The following is a 15,910-nucleotide window of genomic DNA, read 5'->3' as shown; positions in this document are numbered from 1 at the left end:
TTATTTCCCCATGGAAAACGAATACTTAACGTGGATAGTAGCTGTCCCTCTTTCTCAAATAGATACACCGCATTAGATTCAAGATGCTCAGCAATTTGTGATTGATTGGCGGTTGCAGCTGCAAAATGAATGCCTAATTTAGTCGTGGCATGATAAGCACGATGTAATAGTGTTTGATAAGCTGGAATGTCATTATGAGTCATTAAGCGAAAACTCATGCTAACACTCCACAATGATCAGCATATTTAATCACTTGTTCTACTTTTTCAGGAGCAGAGCCGAGATAGTTAATAGGATCAAGCCAAGCATCAAGTTCAGATTCGGTAAACTCGTTGTTCAAGTTGGGATCTTCTAATAGGATGTCTTTAAATGGTCGATTTTGTTCAAATGCTTTCATTGCACTTTGGTAAACTAAATGGTGCGCAGTCTGTTTGCCTAATCGTTTACCTATTTCAAACATGACTTTTTCAGACAGCAGTAAGCCATTTTGTAGTTGTAAATTAGTTATCATGCGATCAGCGTTAACTTTTAGACCTTTTAGTACAGTTAATGCGATTTGTAATTGGGCTGAAATATAAAGGTTTATTTCAGGTAGTGCTATCCACTCTGCTCGCCAGCTCATGGCATCACGCTCATGTTCAACTTTCATTGATTCATGAATTAACGCAACACTTTTTAAAAGTGGTGCCGTTAGGCTGGCTAATCCTTCTAATGCTGCTGGATTGCGTTTATGTGGCATGGTTGTTGATCCAATTTTTCCTTCAGAAAAAGGCTCTTCGATTTCGTTAATTTCGGTACGCATTAAGTTGTAAAATTCATTCCCAATTTTTCCTAATGTGCCACTGATTAGTGCTATTACCGATGAGTATTCAGAAAAACGGTCTCGTGCCGCTTGCCAGCCAATGTTAGGGGTATTAAGTCCGAGTAAAGTTAAAGCGCGTGATTCAACTTGTGGTCCTAATTTGCCTATTGATGCATAAGTACAAATTGCTCCACTAATATTGCCGACTAATACCCGTTGTTTGATTTCGGTTAAACGTTGTAAGTGTCGAATAAATTCATCTAGCCACACCGCAAGTTTAAATCCAAAAGTTGTAGGTAGTGCTTGCATGCCATGAGTTCGCCCAACCATAGGTAAATATTGGTACTGTTTGGCTAAACGTTTTAGCTCAAGTGCCACCCGTTTAGTGTCTCGCTCAATGACAGTAAAAGACTGTTTTAATTGTAAAACGGTTGCTGTGTCGACAATATCTTGTGTGGTTGCACCGTAATGGATATATTGGCCTGCCTCGCCAACTTGTTTTTGTAGTGCATTAATTGTCGACATTAATGAGTGCTTCGCTTTTGCTGCTTCTTCAGCAATTTGATCAATTGATAGTTTTGAAGCATCGGCATTAGCAATGATTGAGTTGGCCGCTTCAATTGGAATAACACCTAGCTCGCCTTCAGCTTTGGCTAAAGCAACTTCGACATCCACTTGCCTTTTCAAACGATTTGTTTCCGACCAAATGGAACGCATTTCACTAGTGCCGAAGTTATTTCCCAAAATTAAAAAATCCAAAACATGTGACGCCACGACATTACCCTTAATCATTATTATTACGTTATTAAACAATTATTAGTAATTATTGAGTTATCGTCTAATAATCAGTTTGTATATAGATATAACTAAATAGAATAAATGCATGAAATAGTTTATAAGAAAGCGGTTTTTTGCGCTAAATAACGCTAGTTTATTAAGCTATGTTTTGTATAAAAAACAATCAAAAAACTTCAATAAAATCAATGAGTTTTCTGAATGATTTTTAAAGGTAGGATGATGTTGAATGTAAACGAATAAGTAGAAACACTCACCATTGGAGTGTCTCTAGAGTTATAGTATAACAAGTCGCGCTAATAATCTATTTACTTATTAGCGGTATTAAAGCACTTCTACAATGGATTCACAAAGTCTAGACATGTTATCTAATGTCATCCCTGCCACATTAATACGTCCTGAATTAACAATATATATGCCATAATCGTCGCGCAATTTAAGCACTTGTTCTTCATTTAAACCACTGAACGAGAACATGCCATTTTGTTTAGCAATAAAACTAAAATCTTGATTTGCCCCTTTGTCTTGCAGCGTTTTGACAAATAATTGACGCATGCGGTGAATGCGTTGACGCATATTAGTTAGTTCGTCAATCCATTCTTCTTTTAATTCCTCATTATTTAAAATATAAGAGACGATTTTAGCGCCATGTGCCGGTGGGTTAGAATAATTGGCTCGAATAATGGTTTTGACTTGGCTAAAGGCGCGCTCGGCAATTTCAGTATTTGCGGCAATGAGCGTGAAGGCGCCAACGCGCTCGTTATATAAGCCGAAATTTTTAGAATATGAGCTAGCAATAAGGAGTTCAGGGTGATGATTAGCAAATAATCGTAGTCCATAGACGTCTTCTTCTATACCTTGCCCCAAGCCTTGATAAGCTAAGTCAAATAGGGGTAACCAACCATTTTTTATGGCTAAATCTGAGATGGCTTGCCACTGTTCTGGTGTTGGATCGATGCCTGTTGGGTTATGACAGCAACCGTGGAATAATACTGCTTCACCAGCGGCAACTTGGCTTAAGCTATTTATCAGGGCATCAAAGTCAAGTGTGTGTGTTTGTGCATTGTAATAATGGTATTCACGCACTTCAAGGCCAGCAGTTTGAAATACACTACGATGATTGGGCCAAGTCGGATTGCTGACCCAAACACGTTTAACTTTGGTTCGGCGAGCTAAAAAATCTGCCATTATACGTAAAGCGCCAGTACCGCCCGGTGCTTGTGCTGTTCTTGCTCGTTCGTTTTCAGATCCAAAAAGCAAAATTTGCGTTACAGTATTGAATGCTTTAATACCATCAATAGGTGAGTAGCTTTTGGTGGTTTCATCATTTAATAAAAAATGTTCCGCTTTTTTTACACTTTCTAAAATAGGTGTTTGGGTTGTTTCGTCTTTATAAACACCGACACTTAAATTAATTTTATTGGTGCGTTCATCTCTATTATAAAGATCGGCCAGTCCTAAAATAGGATCTGCCGGCGCTGCTGTTAAATATTCAAACATAATTCACCTATCTGATCTAATGACTTTTAACGCATTATATACACATTATTTTATAAGATACAATTTTGATAGCATTTACGATTGCTATTGATATAAACATATATTGCGTTATTGTTGAGCAGCATTAGCTTAACAAGTAACAATTAGTTTACTTAAAAAAGTGGTTAAATCATGAGCTAGAATAGAAAGTTTACCTGTAATTAAATCTTCTTTTACGACTTCGCCAGTTAAATTATTTATTGCAATAATTTCGGTATTTTCATCTGTTGACGCGATAAAAGTAGTTGGTGTTCGTTTTAATTTTTTTTGTTGGGATAAATGGGCTATTAAATTTTGTTCTAAATTGGAAAAATCATCATCATTCCATGCTTGGATTAATGTTAAGTGGGTGTCATGCAATTTAGCCGTCATATTGGCAGCATATTGTGTACCATAAAATATATGTGCGTTAGGATGTAAAGTAATGCCCACAATTTGCTCAGCAATAGCAAGATCTCTTGGCGGTTTTAATAAAAAGGGTTGCCAAAATACAGTGAGATTTTCTGTTTTTAAAATACAAGGCGAAGGTATAGCATGCAGTTCTTCGCTTTGCGGTGCGTAACTGAATTGGTTAACCCAGCGAGTGGTAAAATTAAGCAAGGCGATTTTATCGGTAGTGTTCATAAACAACCCTATTTGGTATTTAAATTATTATCTAATCATAATTATACTAATTAAGTTTTGTTATGCATAATTGCTTCAATGTTTTATTTTTTGTTAAATGTTTAACTAATTAATAAAACAAAAAAGTGTAAAGAAGTTTTAGTGAACGATACGTTTCAGTATAAAAAGTTAAGGAAATCAAATTAATTATTTATAACCAGGTAACATAGTTAAAAATAAGCAAAAAATAAATCTTTAACTGTTTATAAAATAGCGAATTTAATTTTCTTGCTATCCTTGGCTGAAACGTTAATAATAGTGGCGGGTAGTTTTACCCTTGTAATGCAGCAATGGCGTTAGACATTACAGTTTGTCAAAATAAAATAGCGTAAGTAGAATCATTATAATGAGATAATATGTTTATTTTAAACAATTGCAGAAAGATTAAGTTTGTTTGCTAAAACCAGTAAAATATTCAGGTTTGCAAATTAACCATATTAATAGCTTCAATAAATTATATACTTAGCATTTTACAAAGCGTTGTGTCTGATGCGCTATGTTGATGCTGTGTAAGCGGTATCGGGTTCACATAAAATAATAACAAAAATAACATAAATAAAATAATGAATGCCGTATACAAATATTTAGTTAAGTACCATTATTTATCATTGTTAAAATAATCACTTATCAATAATAAGATTCTACCTACAGTTAATTAAGATTAATGAAGAGTGTAGAATAATGAAAAGAATGTTAATCAACGCAACCCAGCAAGAAGAGCTGCGTGTTGCGCTTGTTGATGGTCAACGCTTGTATGATTTAGATATCGAAAGCCTTGGACATGAACAAAAGAAAGCAAATATTTATAAAGGTAAAATCACTAAAATTAACCCAAGTTTAGAAGCTGCGTTCGTTTCTTATGGCGGTGAGCGCGATGGATTTTTACCTTTAAAAGAGATTGCTGAAAGTTATTTCCCATCTAATATTTCAGGTCGTCGTAGTATAAAACATCTGCAAGAAGGACAAGAAGTCCTTATCCAAATTGAAAAAGAGATTCGCGGTAAAAAAGGCGCGGCTTTAACAACTTATATTAGCTTAGCAGGTAGTTATTTAGTCTTGATGCCTAATGATCCTCGTGCTGGTGGTGTGTCGCGCCGTATTGAGGGTGAGGAACGAGCTGATTTAAAACGTATTATTGATGCCATCGAAAAACCTAGAGGTATGGGGGTAATAGCTCGAACTGCGGGTGTTGGCAAAAGCCAAGAAGAGTTACAACAAGATTTAGATGCATTGGTTAACTACTGGACGGCAATTCAGAATGAAGCTAAAAAGCATCAAGCACCCAGTTTAATTCACAAAGAAAGCGATATTATCACGCGAGCATTTCGTGATTATTTACGTGATGATGTGGGCGATATTTTAATTGATAATCCTAAAGTGCTTGAAATTGCTAAAAAACGGTTAGCCGATTTAGGGCGAGTTGAGTACGTGAGCCGCTTAAAGCTTTATGAGGGAGATGTGCCGTTATTTAATCATTTCCAAATTGAAGGTCAGATTGAGTCGGCATTCCAACGTGAAGTTCGCTTGCCTTCTGGCGGTTCAATTGTGATTGATGCCACTGAAGCGCTTACAGCTATCGATATTAACTCAGCTAAATCAATCCGTGGTAGTGATATTGAAGAAACTGCATTTAATACTAATCTTGAGGCGGCTGAAGAAATCGCTCGTCAGTTACGTTTACGTGACTTAGGTGGTTTGATTGTTATCGACTTTATTGATATGACGCCTGTTCGTAATCAGCGTGAGGTGGAAAATCGCCTGAAAGAAGCAATGAAGACAGATCGTGCTCGTATCCAAACAACCCGTATTTCACGCTTTGGTTTGCTCGAAATGTCTCGCCAACGATTAAGTCCTTCATTACGAGAAGCAACTCATCATATTTGCCCTCGTTGTCAGGGCACAGGCACTGTTCGTGATAGTAACTCATTGTCTTTATCTATCCTTCGATTAATTCAAGAAGAGGCGATGAAAGATAATACCGTACAAATTGATGTTATTGTTCCAGTACCAATAGCCAGTTATTTACTCAACGAAAAACGTCGGGCTATTACTAATATTGAAAGAATGCACCCTGATGTCAAAATTGTGATTGCTGGTGATGAAGAGATGGAAACGCCTCTCTATAAAGTGATTCGTAAACGCGTGGGTGAAGAGACTGATGTGCTAAGCTATAATCTTCCAAAATTGATTCGTGAGCTTGAAGAAGAGGAAGATGAGCAACAAGCTGTTGAAGTTATTGTTGAGCAGGCAGTATTATCAGGTCCAAAAGTTGAGGCATGTGTCGCACCAAAAGAAAAGGCTGAGCCAAAAGCTAAAAAATCAGGTAGCCTATTTAGTGGATTATTTGGTAGATTGCGTAAACTGTTTGTCACAGAAAAAGTGGAAATTCAGCCAGAGGTTAAGCCAAAAACGACCAAAAGACGCGATCAACGTTCAAACAATCGACGTCAACGTAATAACCGAAACAACAATTTGGCTGGTAACACGAATACCGTTGCAGCAAGTTCTACTGAAGAGGGCAAACCGTCGAGTAGAAATAATCATCGCAGAGCTAAACAAAATAGTAATGCAAATGCTAACCTTGCAAACTCAGCAAATCATTTTAAAGCTGATAAAACCTTGGATGAGGCGGTACCCCCCAAACAGCGTGAGGCTAGACCAAGGCGCCAACAACGCGCATTAACGAAAAGTGTTCGCGTAAAAAATGTTGATATAACCAGACCAATTGAACAAGAAAGAGTCGTTATTCCTTCTTTATTGTTGCCAATTATTGTTTCTGAATCAGCGCAATACAATAATATTGCATCGGAAGCTCAACCGAAGCGCCAGCGCCGTACTTCACGGCATTTACGCATGAATGGACAACGGAATAAGCGCCGATCCCGTAATGTGGAGCTAAAGCAGTCACCAATGCCGCTTCCATTTGCAGCAGCATCATTAGAATTAGCATTAGGTCGAGTGGCAGTTGATTACAGCCAAATAGTAAGTGATGCACCAAATACTGTGGTACCTGTTATCCCTTCGCTCTTACTTCCTGTTATTGTAAAAAATGAAGAGGAAGTAAATCGTGTTGCTAGTGTTGATAGCGTTATTGTCGATACGCAACCAAAAAGTTCTTTATTTGCAAAAACGCAAGATCACTTGAAAGATAGTCAGAAAAATAGTAATCATAATGATTTGGCAATTAATGATTTACCATCAACAGGCTATTCTTCTTCTGTGATGACTAAAGCACCTGCGCCACAATATGTGGCTTGTGATGTTGGAATAAAATCGCGTGAAGAATCAAATTATCATTTTGAGGGTAAAGGCCATGCTGGTGGTTTAAGCGCACAAAATCATGCTTATGCTGCAGCAAGTAAACCGGTGATACCGGATAATCAATAAGTAAATTAAAGCACGGTGAGCTATTTTTATGCCACCGTGTTTTATTTACTCAAATAGCAATAAAGATAAATAATGATTATCTATATTTTCAAAAAAATAGTAACCTGTTTATTTATTATCTGCGTATTGGCTCAGATTAGTTTTTGTTTAGTTTATTTTGCCCCCCATTCAATGTTTAATTTTAACAATCTAAGTTTTGTCGATAGTTATTGCGCTTTTTTTAAACAGTTATTGCAAGGGCAATTTAGATTGTTAACGGGTGAAACTGTGCCGTTTTTTCACACCTTATTGGCTACATTTGAACTTTGTATTCTCGCTTTATTCGTGGCTTTATTTATTGGGTTACCTTTGGGGATCTTTCTTGGTCTTAGTCATATTAATTGGCTAAATAATATGATTCGTTTGGGATCTTTATTATTGTATTCTTGCCCTATCGTTATGTTGGTTGTTGTCATCATGTATTGGTTATCACCAACTTGGTCAGTATCGATGAATTTTGATGTGTCACCAGTAGCTGCTGGCACTTCGTTATTGGATATTTTTGGCGCGTCAAAAACTTTTAAATGGCACGTATTATTTGAGCAACTGCACTATTTGTTTTTGCCTATCATTATTTTAGCCATTCAACCGTGCATTATGACGATTCAATTAATCAGTCAAAATGTGAAAAGTATATCGCGCCAGAATTTTATAAAAATGGCGATTATTCGTGAGCGATCGCCATTTAAAGTTTTGCGTCGACACTTGTTGCCTAATTCAATCCCAGCGACTATTCCTCAGTTGACATATAATACAACTACATTGTTATTTTCAACTATGGTAATTGAAATTTTGTTTAATCGAATAGGATTAGGGCAATGGGTGATGATCGCGTATCGTCATCACAATTATTTTATTATATCTATTGCAATTCTAGCTTGTGGTTCTGTCATTAGTTTATTAACGTTATTAGGTGAAATTTTGGCAGTTGCTATTTATCCTTTGCGTCATAAGGAACATTATGTTTAGGCTAGCTAGATTACTTAAAAATATAAAATTAAGCTTTAATCGCTTACATAGTAATCTTTACTTAATTGTTGGTTTTTATGGCATATTAGCGATCGCATTTATAGCATTATCAACTAAATGGTTTTTTCATGCCCATTTAAATCCTATCTATCCCTCTTGGTTACCGCCTGCTTGGTGGCCTAATGGTGATATCAATCATATATTAGGTACGAATGCTAAAGGGCAAGATATTTTTGATTATTTGTTAATCGGTTATCGTTCGACTATGTCAATGACATTAAAAGTAGTATTTTATGTGGTTGCTGTTGGCGGATTAATTAATTATTTAATGTTTTTTATATCATTTATACGACCTTTCGTATTATTTATTTTTAAATTTTGTATGGTTGTACCGCCGCTGCTTGGTGTGATTGTAATTAGTTTATTATTAAAAGATGATATTACTAATATGTTATTGGTGATTGGATTTTCTTATAGCCCTCGCTTTATTTACAATATTCATCAACGCGCTATCAACGAATGGAATAAAACGTATATTACGGCTTACAGGCTTGATGGATTATCTTCATTTGCAATCTTAAATCATTATATTATACCTAACATTTTACCAGTTTATTTGACTGAAATTGTTTCATTATTTTCTTCAATTATTTTAGCTATCACCACTATAACTTTTTTAGGCTTTGCTAATGATGTTTCTCGTCCAGATTTGGGAATGATGATGTTTCAAATGAAAGATATCATTGCAACCAATTATTTGGCCTTTTTATCTCCAGGCATTGCGGTTTCAGCAACAATTATTTTGGTTTATTTATTCAACTTTGGATTGTATGGTCGCCGAGCAGGACATTAACGATGGCTTTGTTAGATATTCGAAATTTAACCATTGAATTTATTACCCCTAATGGTCTTTTACGTGCAATTGACCGGATTAATCTAAAATTATCTGAAGGTGAGATTCGTGGCCTTGTTGGAGAGTCTGGTTCAGGGAAAAGCCTTATTGCTAAAGCTATTTTAGGGGTTACTAATCATAACTGGAAAATTTCAGCAGATCGCTTTTATTTTAATGATATTGATCTTCTTAAGCTAACGCCTAGGCAGCGACGAAAAGTCATTAGTGCAAATATATCCATGATATTTCAAGAGCCTCAATCTTGTTTAGATCCTTCTATGAAAGTAGGGCAACAGTTAATAGACGCTATACCGAGAAGAACATTTAAGGGGCATTGGTGGCAAAGGCTATTTTGGCGTAAACATCGAGCCATTGAGCTATTACATCGAGTAGGAATTAAAAATCATCAGGAAATATTAAAATCTTATCCATTTGAATTGACTGAAGGTGAATGCCAGAAAGTTATGATAGCTATCGCATTAGCTAATCAGCCAAAACTACTTATCGCCGATGAGCCAACAAATGCAATGGAAGCAACAACCGAAGCGCAAATATTTAGGCTATTGGCTAGCATGAATCAGAATTTGGGCACAACTATCTTGCTTATTAATCATGACCTGCAAATGGTAACTAGATGGACTGATCGTATTAATGTGCTTTATTGTGGTCAAACGGTTGAAATTGCGAATAGTGAAGATTTAATTAAATCACCTTATCATCCATATACTCAGGCTTTGATTTATGCGATTCCTGATTTTGGTAAATCAATGCCTCATAAAAGCCCATTAAATACCTTGCCAGGGGTTATTCCATCTTTAGAGCATTTACCCATCGGTTGCCGTTTAGGTCCTCGGTGCCCTTATGCACAAAAAAAATGTATCCAAGCACCTGAGCTTATATCGTTAAAAGATCATGCTGTTGCTTGCCATTTTCCGTTAAATACTGATGAGTTGCCATAAATAATAGGAATATAAAGATGAGTCCAATATTAAAAGTACGCAATTTATCAAAGCGATTTAAAATCCCCAAAGGGCTTTTTGGTCATTTGCAAATTAATGCGGTTAATCCTATCTCGTTTTCATTAAATGAAGGCAAAACTCTGGCTATTATTGGGCAAAATGGCTCAGGAAAGTCTACTTTAGCTAAAATGCTAGTTGGTATGATAAAACCCGAAAGTGGTGATATTTGGATTGATGGTAATAAAGTTCAATATGGTGATTACAGCCATCGCTATCAGTTGATCCGAATGATATTTCAACACGTAGAAAGTTCATTTGATCCAAGATTACGTATTGGGCAATTACTAGAAATTCCACTTAAACGCAATGCGAATTATGATGCTCATGAACGTGAAAGGCTCATTAATAGCGTATTAAAACAAGTGGGGCTATTGCCTGAACATGCTTCGTATTATCCTTCGGTAATGGCGGCAGGACAAAAACAACGTGTCGCATTAGCTAGAGCATTAATTTTAAAGCCTAAAGTTATTATTTTAGATGAGGCTTTGGCTGCGTTAGATATTTCCATGCGTTCACAGATTGTTAATTTGATGTTGTCATTACAAGTTGAACAAAATATTTCTTATGTTTATGTAACTCAAGATATTGGTATGATGAAACATATTAGTGATGAAATTTTAGTTATGCATAATGGCGATCTTGTTGAGTATGGCAATACAGCGGAGGTGTTAGCTTCCCCCCTCAGTGATATTACCCAAAAATTAATCAATAGCTATTTTGGTGAGGCTCTCACGGCTGATACTTGGCGTACTGATACAAGCGCTTTTTAAGCAAGCTCTCTTTATTTTTATTAACCTATGGTAGTAATGATAATATTTATTAATTAGCTATTGGCATGATTTTGTTTAAAATATTATGTTTATTATTGTCTAATAAAAAACCTCGACAAATGATCCAAAACACACTATATTTAGCTGTATAGATTTCTAGACGTCTGCTTTTAATGTTGAACATAATTTATCGTTGTTAGGAGCTTTTGTTATGCCTATTTGCATTCCTGATTCATTACCTGCTGTTGACGTGCTACGTAATGAAAATGTATTTGTTATGACTTCATCACGTGCTAATACACAAGAAATTCGCCCTCTTAAGCTTCTTTTTCTAAATTTAATGCCTAAAAAAATAGAGACAGAAAATCAATTTTTACGCTTACTATCTAATTCCTCTTTACAGATAAATATTCAATTACTACGTATCGATCAACGTGAGTCAAAAAATACACCAGTTGAGCATTTAAACAGTTTTTATTGTGATTTTGATGATATTCGCGAACAAAATTTTGATGGATTAATTATTACTGGTGCACCTTTGGGTAAAGTCGCTTTTTCTGATGTTGTTTATTGGCCTAAATTAACTGAAATTATAACGTGGGCAAAAGATCATGTGACATCGACTATGTTTGTTTGTTGGGCCGTTCAAGCTGCATTGAATATATTATATGATTTACCTAAATTTACTCGTGCACATAAGCTGTCAGGCGTTTATCAGCACCAAATTGCTCAGGCTAATGCAATTTTAACGCGTGGATTTGATGATACTTTTTTAGCTCCACACTCCCGTTATGCGGATTTTCCAATTGATAAAATTAGCAATTATACAGATTTAACCATCCTGGCAAAGTCCGATATCACAGGGCCTTATTTAATGGCAACCCCTGATAAACGTATGGCATTTGTAACAGGGCATCCAGAATATGACTCATTTACATTAGCTAATGAATATGTTCGTGATGTAAAGGCAGGTATGAATCCAGATATTCCTTATAATTATTTTCCTGATAATAACCCTGATATTGCACCAAAAGCAACGTGGCGTAGCCATGCATATTTGTTATTTAGTAACTGGCTTAACTATTATGTTTATCAGTTAACGCCATATGATTTGACTACTCGTAATTTAACGATTGATGATTAATTTAGTTAATGCTCATCTTCTACTTTGCTAGTATCCGATATGTTAAAATTAACAGGAAATTAAAAGAACTCATTTCAATTGTTGTTAATGAAATATAAAAAACAGCGATAATTTATCAAATATTAGCAAAATGTATTTTTGATTATATGGTTAAACTTGTAACCAAAATGTTACTGGACCATCATTGATCAAAGATACTTGCATGTCGGCGGCAAATTGTCCTGTTTTAGTTGATATTTTTTGTTGGCATTGTTCGACAAAAAATTGGTAAAGTTTATTTGCTTCATCAGGTTTTGCGCCTTTAGTAAAACTGGGACGCATTCCTTTTTTAGTATCTGCTGCCAGTGTGAATTGAGAAACAACCAATACTTCGCCGTTAGCTTGGCTAACATTTAAGTTCATCTTTCCTTCACTATCGCTGAAAATACGGTAACCTAATACTTTTTCACATAAACGAATTGCTTTTTGTTCGTCATCACCTTGCTCAACACCGAGTAAAATTAGTAAACCCTGGTTAATCTGCCCAACAATATTATTCTCTACTGTAACACTAGCTTGTTTAACTCGTTGGATTAAGGCGATCATAAATTAATTACTCCGATAATGGCTGGTTATCAACGCCATGCTTTTTTTGTTGGTTATAGTCAGTTAAAGTTGCAGCAAATTCAGCACCGAACAACACAATACACCAAGAAAAATAAACCCAAACTAACATAATGGGGATGGATGATACAACACCGTAAATAAGTTGATATGTTGGAAATGAAGTAACATATAGCGAAAAAGCACGTTTGCCTAATTCAAATAATATTGCAGCGACAAGCGCACCAATGAGTGATTCTTTTAATGGCACAGGTTCGGTCGGAATAATACTATAAAGTAACCAAAATCCGATCACCGAAATTATAAATGGCAGCATGTTGAGTAAAATAGTATTTGTTGCTGCTGTTGAAAACCATTTTAGCGAAAATATGTAAGAGCTGACAGCTATGCTAGAGCCCACTAAGATGGGTCCCAACGTTAAGATGGTCCAGTATATAGCTAGATTGTACATAAAAGAACGTTTTCGTTTAGTTTTCCAAATACGATTAAGTGTTGTATTAATGGAATTGATGAGCAGTAGAGAGGTAACAATCAATCCAATTATGCCAACAAAGGTCATTTTTTTCGTATTAGTGATGAACTGCTCTAGGTAGCTTTGGATGGTATCACTAGCGGTAGGAACAAGGTTATTATAAATTAGTTGTTTTAATGATTGGCTAGCATCATCAAACATCGGGAAAGCGGACAGTAATGAAAATATAACGGTAATAAGGGGAACTAGTGCAAGTATCGTAGTATAAGCAAGCCCAGCAGAATAGGTTGTTAGGCGATCGTTATTGATCCTAACCCATAACATTTGGGTAAATAGCTGTATTTTATTAAGTAGTTTCATCGTTTTTTTCTAGTTAGAAATAACACAATTATTAATCCCATTATTATTTAATGAGTTTAATACGCTATTTGCTTCTTTTTTACTCGTATATGGTCCTACGGTGACACGATATAACTGACCTGAAGAAATGTTGCTACTAATGCCTGTCATCGCAAGCTTGGCTTTGAGTGTGTCGGCATTAGATTTATCCTTGAATGCTCCACATTGTAATAGCCATTTATTGTTAATAGTTGGCGCTGTTTGTGATGCTACGTTCGAAGTCTGATTTTGTATTGTATTTCCTGGTGAGGAAGGGGTAGCGATACGTGCATTATTAATAAAACTATCTAATATTTTTTGTCTTTCATTAGCAATTGAGCTTGATGCTAACCCAGAACTAGCATTAGGCGCTTCTAATTCTTTTAGATATGTCCAACGCTCTTGTGGTTGCTCTGGTAAAGTCATCACGGGCGGCTGCGTTTTTGCTTTTGGTCGTTCAATAGCTTTTTTAGGAGAATTATTTGCAATAAGATAAAGGATAGCGGAAAATAGAATAATGATAATAATAGCCAAGAACATCATCAAATTAGGCTTATTTTTTTGCTTGTTTTTTTTGGGTTGGCTCTTTTTTCTTACATAATCGCGCTGAACCACAATAAACTCTCTTCTATTATTTTATTAATATTGCGTGAATGATTAGTATACAAATAAAAAAAGTGGCTTACACCACTTTTTGTTATTTTTCTTTAACTATGATAGTTAACAGATAAATATATTATGCTAATGCTTTAATTTGTTTAATTAAATTTGCTTTATGACGTGCCGCTTTGTTTTTGTGAATTAAGCCACGAGACGCTTGACGGTCAACAACTGCTTGCATGTCTTTGAATGCTACTTCAGCTGTTTGTTTATCACCAGCTGCAACAGCTGCGTAAACTTTTTTAATATAAGTACGCATCATTGAACGGTTACTAGCATTATGTTTACGGCGTTTTTCGGATTGAACCGCACGTTTCTTAGCTGATTTGATATTAGCCAAAGTCAACTCCCAAGTTTGTATAAAAATTACATATTAATTAAGGTGGCAAAATATGCCTGATTTTATCCATTTTGTCAATGCCGTTGCACAAAAAAAATATAATTGGTAATTTTTTGTTTATAATAAATGTTTATTATTTGTTCATTAAAGTCTATAACCTAAAAAGAAATTTTATGTTAGAATAAAAAGAGTTTTATTTTTATTATATTTTATAAGAGGAAATCTCATGTCTATTATTAGAATGCAAGATCTTGATCTAAAAGGAAAACGCTTATTTATTCGCTCAGATCTTAATGTGCCGGTTAAAAATGGTAAGGTAACTTCAGATGCGCGTATTAAAGCATCACTACCTACTATTGAAGATGCCATTAAAAAAGGTGCTAAAGTAATGGTTACCTCTCATATTGGTCGTCCAACAGAAGGCGAATATAACCCAGAATTTTCTTTACAACCTGTTGTTGATTATTTAAAAGAACATGTGTCATTCCCTGTCCGTTTAGTCAAAGACTACCTTGATGGCGTTGATGTAAAAGAAGGCGAATTAGTCGTTCTAGAAAATGTTCGTTTCAATGTAGGTGAAGGTAAAGATGACGAAACTTTATCTAAAAAATATGCAGCGCTTTGTGATATCTATGTAATGGATGCATTTGGCACGGCTCCCCGTGCCCAAGCCTCAACTCATGGTGCAGGTAAATTTGCGCCAGTTGCTTGTGCTGGTCCATTATTAGCCGCTGAACTTGATGCTTTAGGTAAAGCACTTGATAATCCAGCAAGACCAATGGTTGCAATTGTTGCTGGATCAAAAGTATCAACTAAGTTAACTGTACTTGATTCATTATCAAAAATTGCCGATCAAATTATTGTTGGTGGCGGTATCGCAAATACATTTATTGCAGCTGAAGGTTATGATGTTGGTAAATCACTTTATGAAGCCGATTTAATTCCTGAAGCGAAAAAATTAATGGCAAATTGTGAAATTCCAGTACCTACTGATGTCCGAGTTGCAACAGAGTTTAGTGAGACTGCAACTGCCACTGAAAAATCAGTAAAAGACGTTAAAGAAAACGAACAAATTCTTGATTTAGGCGATAAATCAGCTGAAGTATTAGCAGATATTATCAAGAACGCTAAAACCATTTTATGGAATGGTCCAGTGGGTGTTTTTGAATTCCCAAATTTCCGCCGTGGCACTGAAATTGTTGCGAAAGCAATTGCAGATAGCGAAGGTTTCTCAATTGCTGGTGGTGGTGATACTTTAGCCGCAATTGATTTATTTGGCATTGAAGATAAAATTTCTTATATTTCAACCGGTGGTGGTGCTTTCCTTGAGTTTGTTGAAGGTAAAAAACTTCCTGCTGTTGCAATGCTAGAAGCTAGAGCAAAAGCATAATATAGGTTCAGTGAAAAGGATGAGATAGTTACTCATCCTTTACTTTTT

14 protein-coding genes and 1 pseudogene are annotated in these 15,910 nt (G+C 35.6%); 7 read left to right on the top strand and 8 right to left on the bottom strand.

Going from position 1 to position 15,910, the window contains the following annotated elements; translation table 11 throughout:
- The 4 genes and pseudogenes from A9G45_RS00280 to syd form a co-directional block, all read right to left on the bottom strand.
- Window positions 1-218: pseudogene (locus tag A9G45_RS00280) on the bottom strand (GNAT family N-acetyltransferase); the annotation flags it as partial.
- Entirely contained in the window at window positions 215-1,576 is a 1,362-nt protein-coding gene (gene purB, locus A9G45_RS00275; protein ID WP_065567459.1) for an adenylosuccinate lyase, read from the bottom strand. The pseudogene A9G45_RS00280 and the gene purB, both read right to left, overlap by 4 nt.
- 345 nt (window positions 1,577-1,921) lie before the next feature.
- Window positions 1,922-3,097 (bottom strand): amino acid aminotransferase, encoded by a 1,176-nt coding sequence (locus A9G45_RS00270; RefSeq protein ID WP_065567409.1) that lies wholly within the window; start codon window positions 3,095-3,097, stop codon window positions 1,922-1,924.
- A gap of 129 nt (window positions 3,098-3,226) precedes the next feature.
- Window positions 3,227-3,760, bottom strand: a complete 534-nt coding sequence (gene syd / locus A9G45_RS00265) for a SecY-interacting protein (RefSeq protein WP_065567410.1) — start codon at window positions 3,758-3,760, stop codon at window positions 3,227-3,229.
- Window positions 3,761-4,480: 720 nt separating this feature from the next.
- Here syd and rne point away from each other — a divergent pair.
- The 6 genes from rne to metA all read left to right on the top strand — a co-directional run bounded on the left by rne (window position 4,481) and on the right by metA (window position 12,019).
- Window positions 4,481-7,186, top strand: a complete 2,706-nt coding sequence (gene rne, locus A9G45_RS00260; protein ID WP_065567411.1) for a ribonuclease E — start codon at window positions 4,481-4,483, stop codon at window positions 7,184-7,186.
- A gap of 72 nt (window positions 7,187-7,258) precedes the next feature.
- A complete protein-coding gene (locus A9G45_RS00255) occupies window positions 7,259-8,194 on the top strand; it encodes an ABC transporter permease subunit (protein ID WP_065567412.1) in 936 nt (311 codons plus the stop codon).
- Window positions 8,187-9,047, top strand: a complete 861-nt coding sequence (locus A9G45_RS00250) for an ABC transporter permease subunit (protein ID WP_065567413.1) — start codon at window positions 8,187-8,189, stop codon at window positions 9,045-9,047. Before A9G45_RS00255 ends, A9G45_RS00250 begins: the two co-directional genes overlap by 8 nt.
- Window positions 9,048-9,049: 2 nt before the next feature.
- Window positions 9,050-10,045, top strand: a complete 996-nt coding sequence (locus A9G45_RS00245; RefSeq protein WP_065567414.1) for a peptide ABC transporter ATP-binding protein — start codon at window positions 9,050-9,052, stop codon at window positions 10,043-10,045.
- Window positions 10,046-10,062: 17 nt separating this feature from the next.
- Window positions 10,063-10,875 carry a peptide ABC transporter ATP-binding protein gene (locus A9G45_RS00240; RefSeq protein ID WP_065567415.1) on the top strand — a complete coding sequence of 271 codons (813 nt, stop codon included), beginning with the start codon at window positions 10,063-10,065 and terminating at the stop codon, window positions 10,873-10,875.
- 211 nt (window positions 10,876-11,086) lie between these two features.
- Window positions 11,087-12,019, top strand: a complete 933-nt coding sequence (gene metA / locus A9G45_RS00235; RefSeq protein WP_065567416.1) for a homoserine O-acetyltransferase MetA — start codon at window positions 11,087-11,089, stop codon at window positions 12,017-12,019.
- 150 nt (window positions 12,020-12,169) lie between these two features.
- Here the strand turns inward: metA and dtd are convergent, their stop codons facing one another.
- From dtd to rpsT, 4 genes are all read right to left on the bottom strand, one after another.
- Window positions 12,170-12,604 carry a D-aminoacyl-tRNA deacylase gene (gene dtd, locus A9G45_RS00230; protein WP_065567417.1) on the bottom strand — a complete coding sequence of 145 codons (435 nt, stop codon included), beginning with the start codon at window positions 12,602-12,604 and terminating at the stop codon, window positions 12,170-12,172.
- A 7-nt stretch (window positions 12,605-12,611) separates the two neighbouring features.
- A complete protein-coding gene (locus A9G45_RS00225) occupies window positions 12,612-13,454 on the bottom strand; it encodes a virulence factor BrkB family protein (RefSeq protein WP_065567418.1) in 843 nt (280 codons plus the stop codon).
- A 9-nt stretch (window positions 13,455-13,463) separates the two neighbouring features.
- Window positions 13,464-14,087, bottom strand: coding sequence for an SPOR domain-containing protein (locus A9G45_RS00220; RefSeq protein WP_065567419.1), 624 nt, complete (start codon window positions 14,085-14,087; stop codon window positions 13,464-13,466).
- 121 nt (window positions 14,088-14,208) lie between these two features.
- Complete coding sequence (gene rpsT / locus A9G45_RS00215) at window positions 14,209-14,472, bottom strand: 30S ribosomal protein S20 (RefSeq protein ID WP_065567420.1); 264 nt, start codon at window positions 14,470-14,472, stop codon at window positions 14,209-14,211.
- 226 nt (window positions 14,473-14,698) lie between these two features.
- Between rpsT and pgk the strand changes: the two genes are divergently transcribed.
- Entirely contained in the window at window positions 14,699-15,862 is a 1,164-nt protein-coding gene (pgk, locus tag A9G45_RS00210) for a phosphoglycerate kinase (RefSeq protein WP_065572340.1), read from the top strand.
- The last annotated feature ends 48 nt before the right edge of the window (window positions 15,863-15,910 follow it).

The sequence above is a fragment of the Gilliamella sp. HK2 genome, assembly GCF_001690265.1.
Classification (GTDB): Bacteria; Pseudomonadota; Gammaproteobacteria; order Enterobacterales; family Orbaceae; genus Gilliamella; species Gilliamella apicola_C.
Note: the sequence above shows the minus strand (reverse complement) of the source record. Positions and strands in the feature narration are given on the sequence as shown.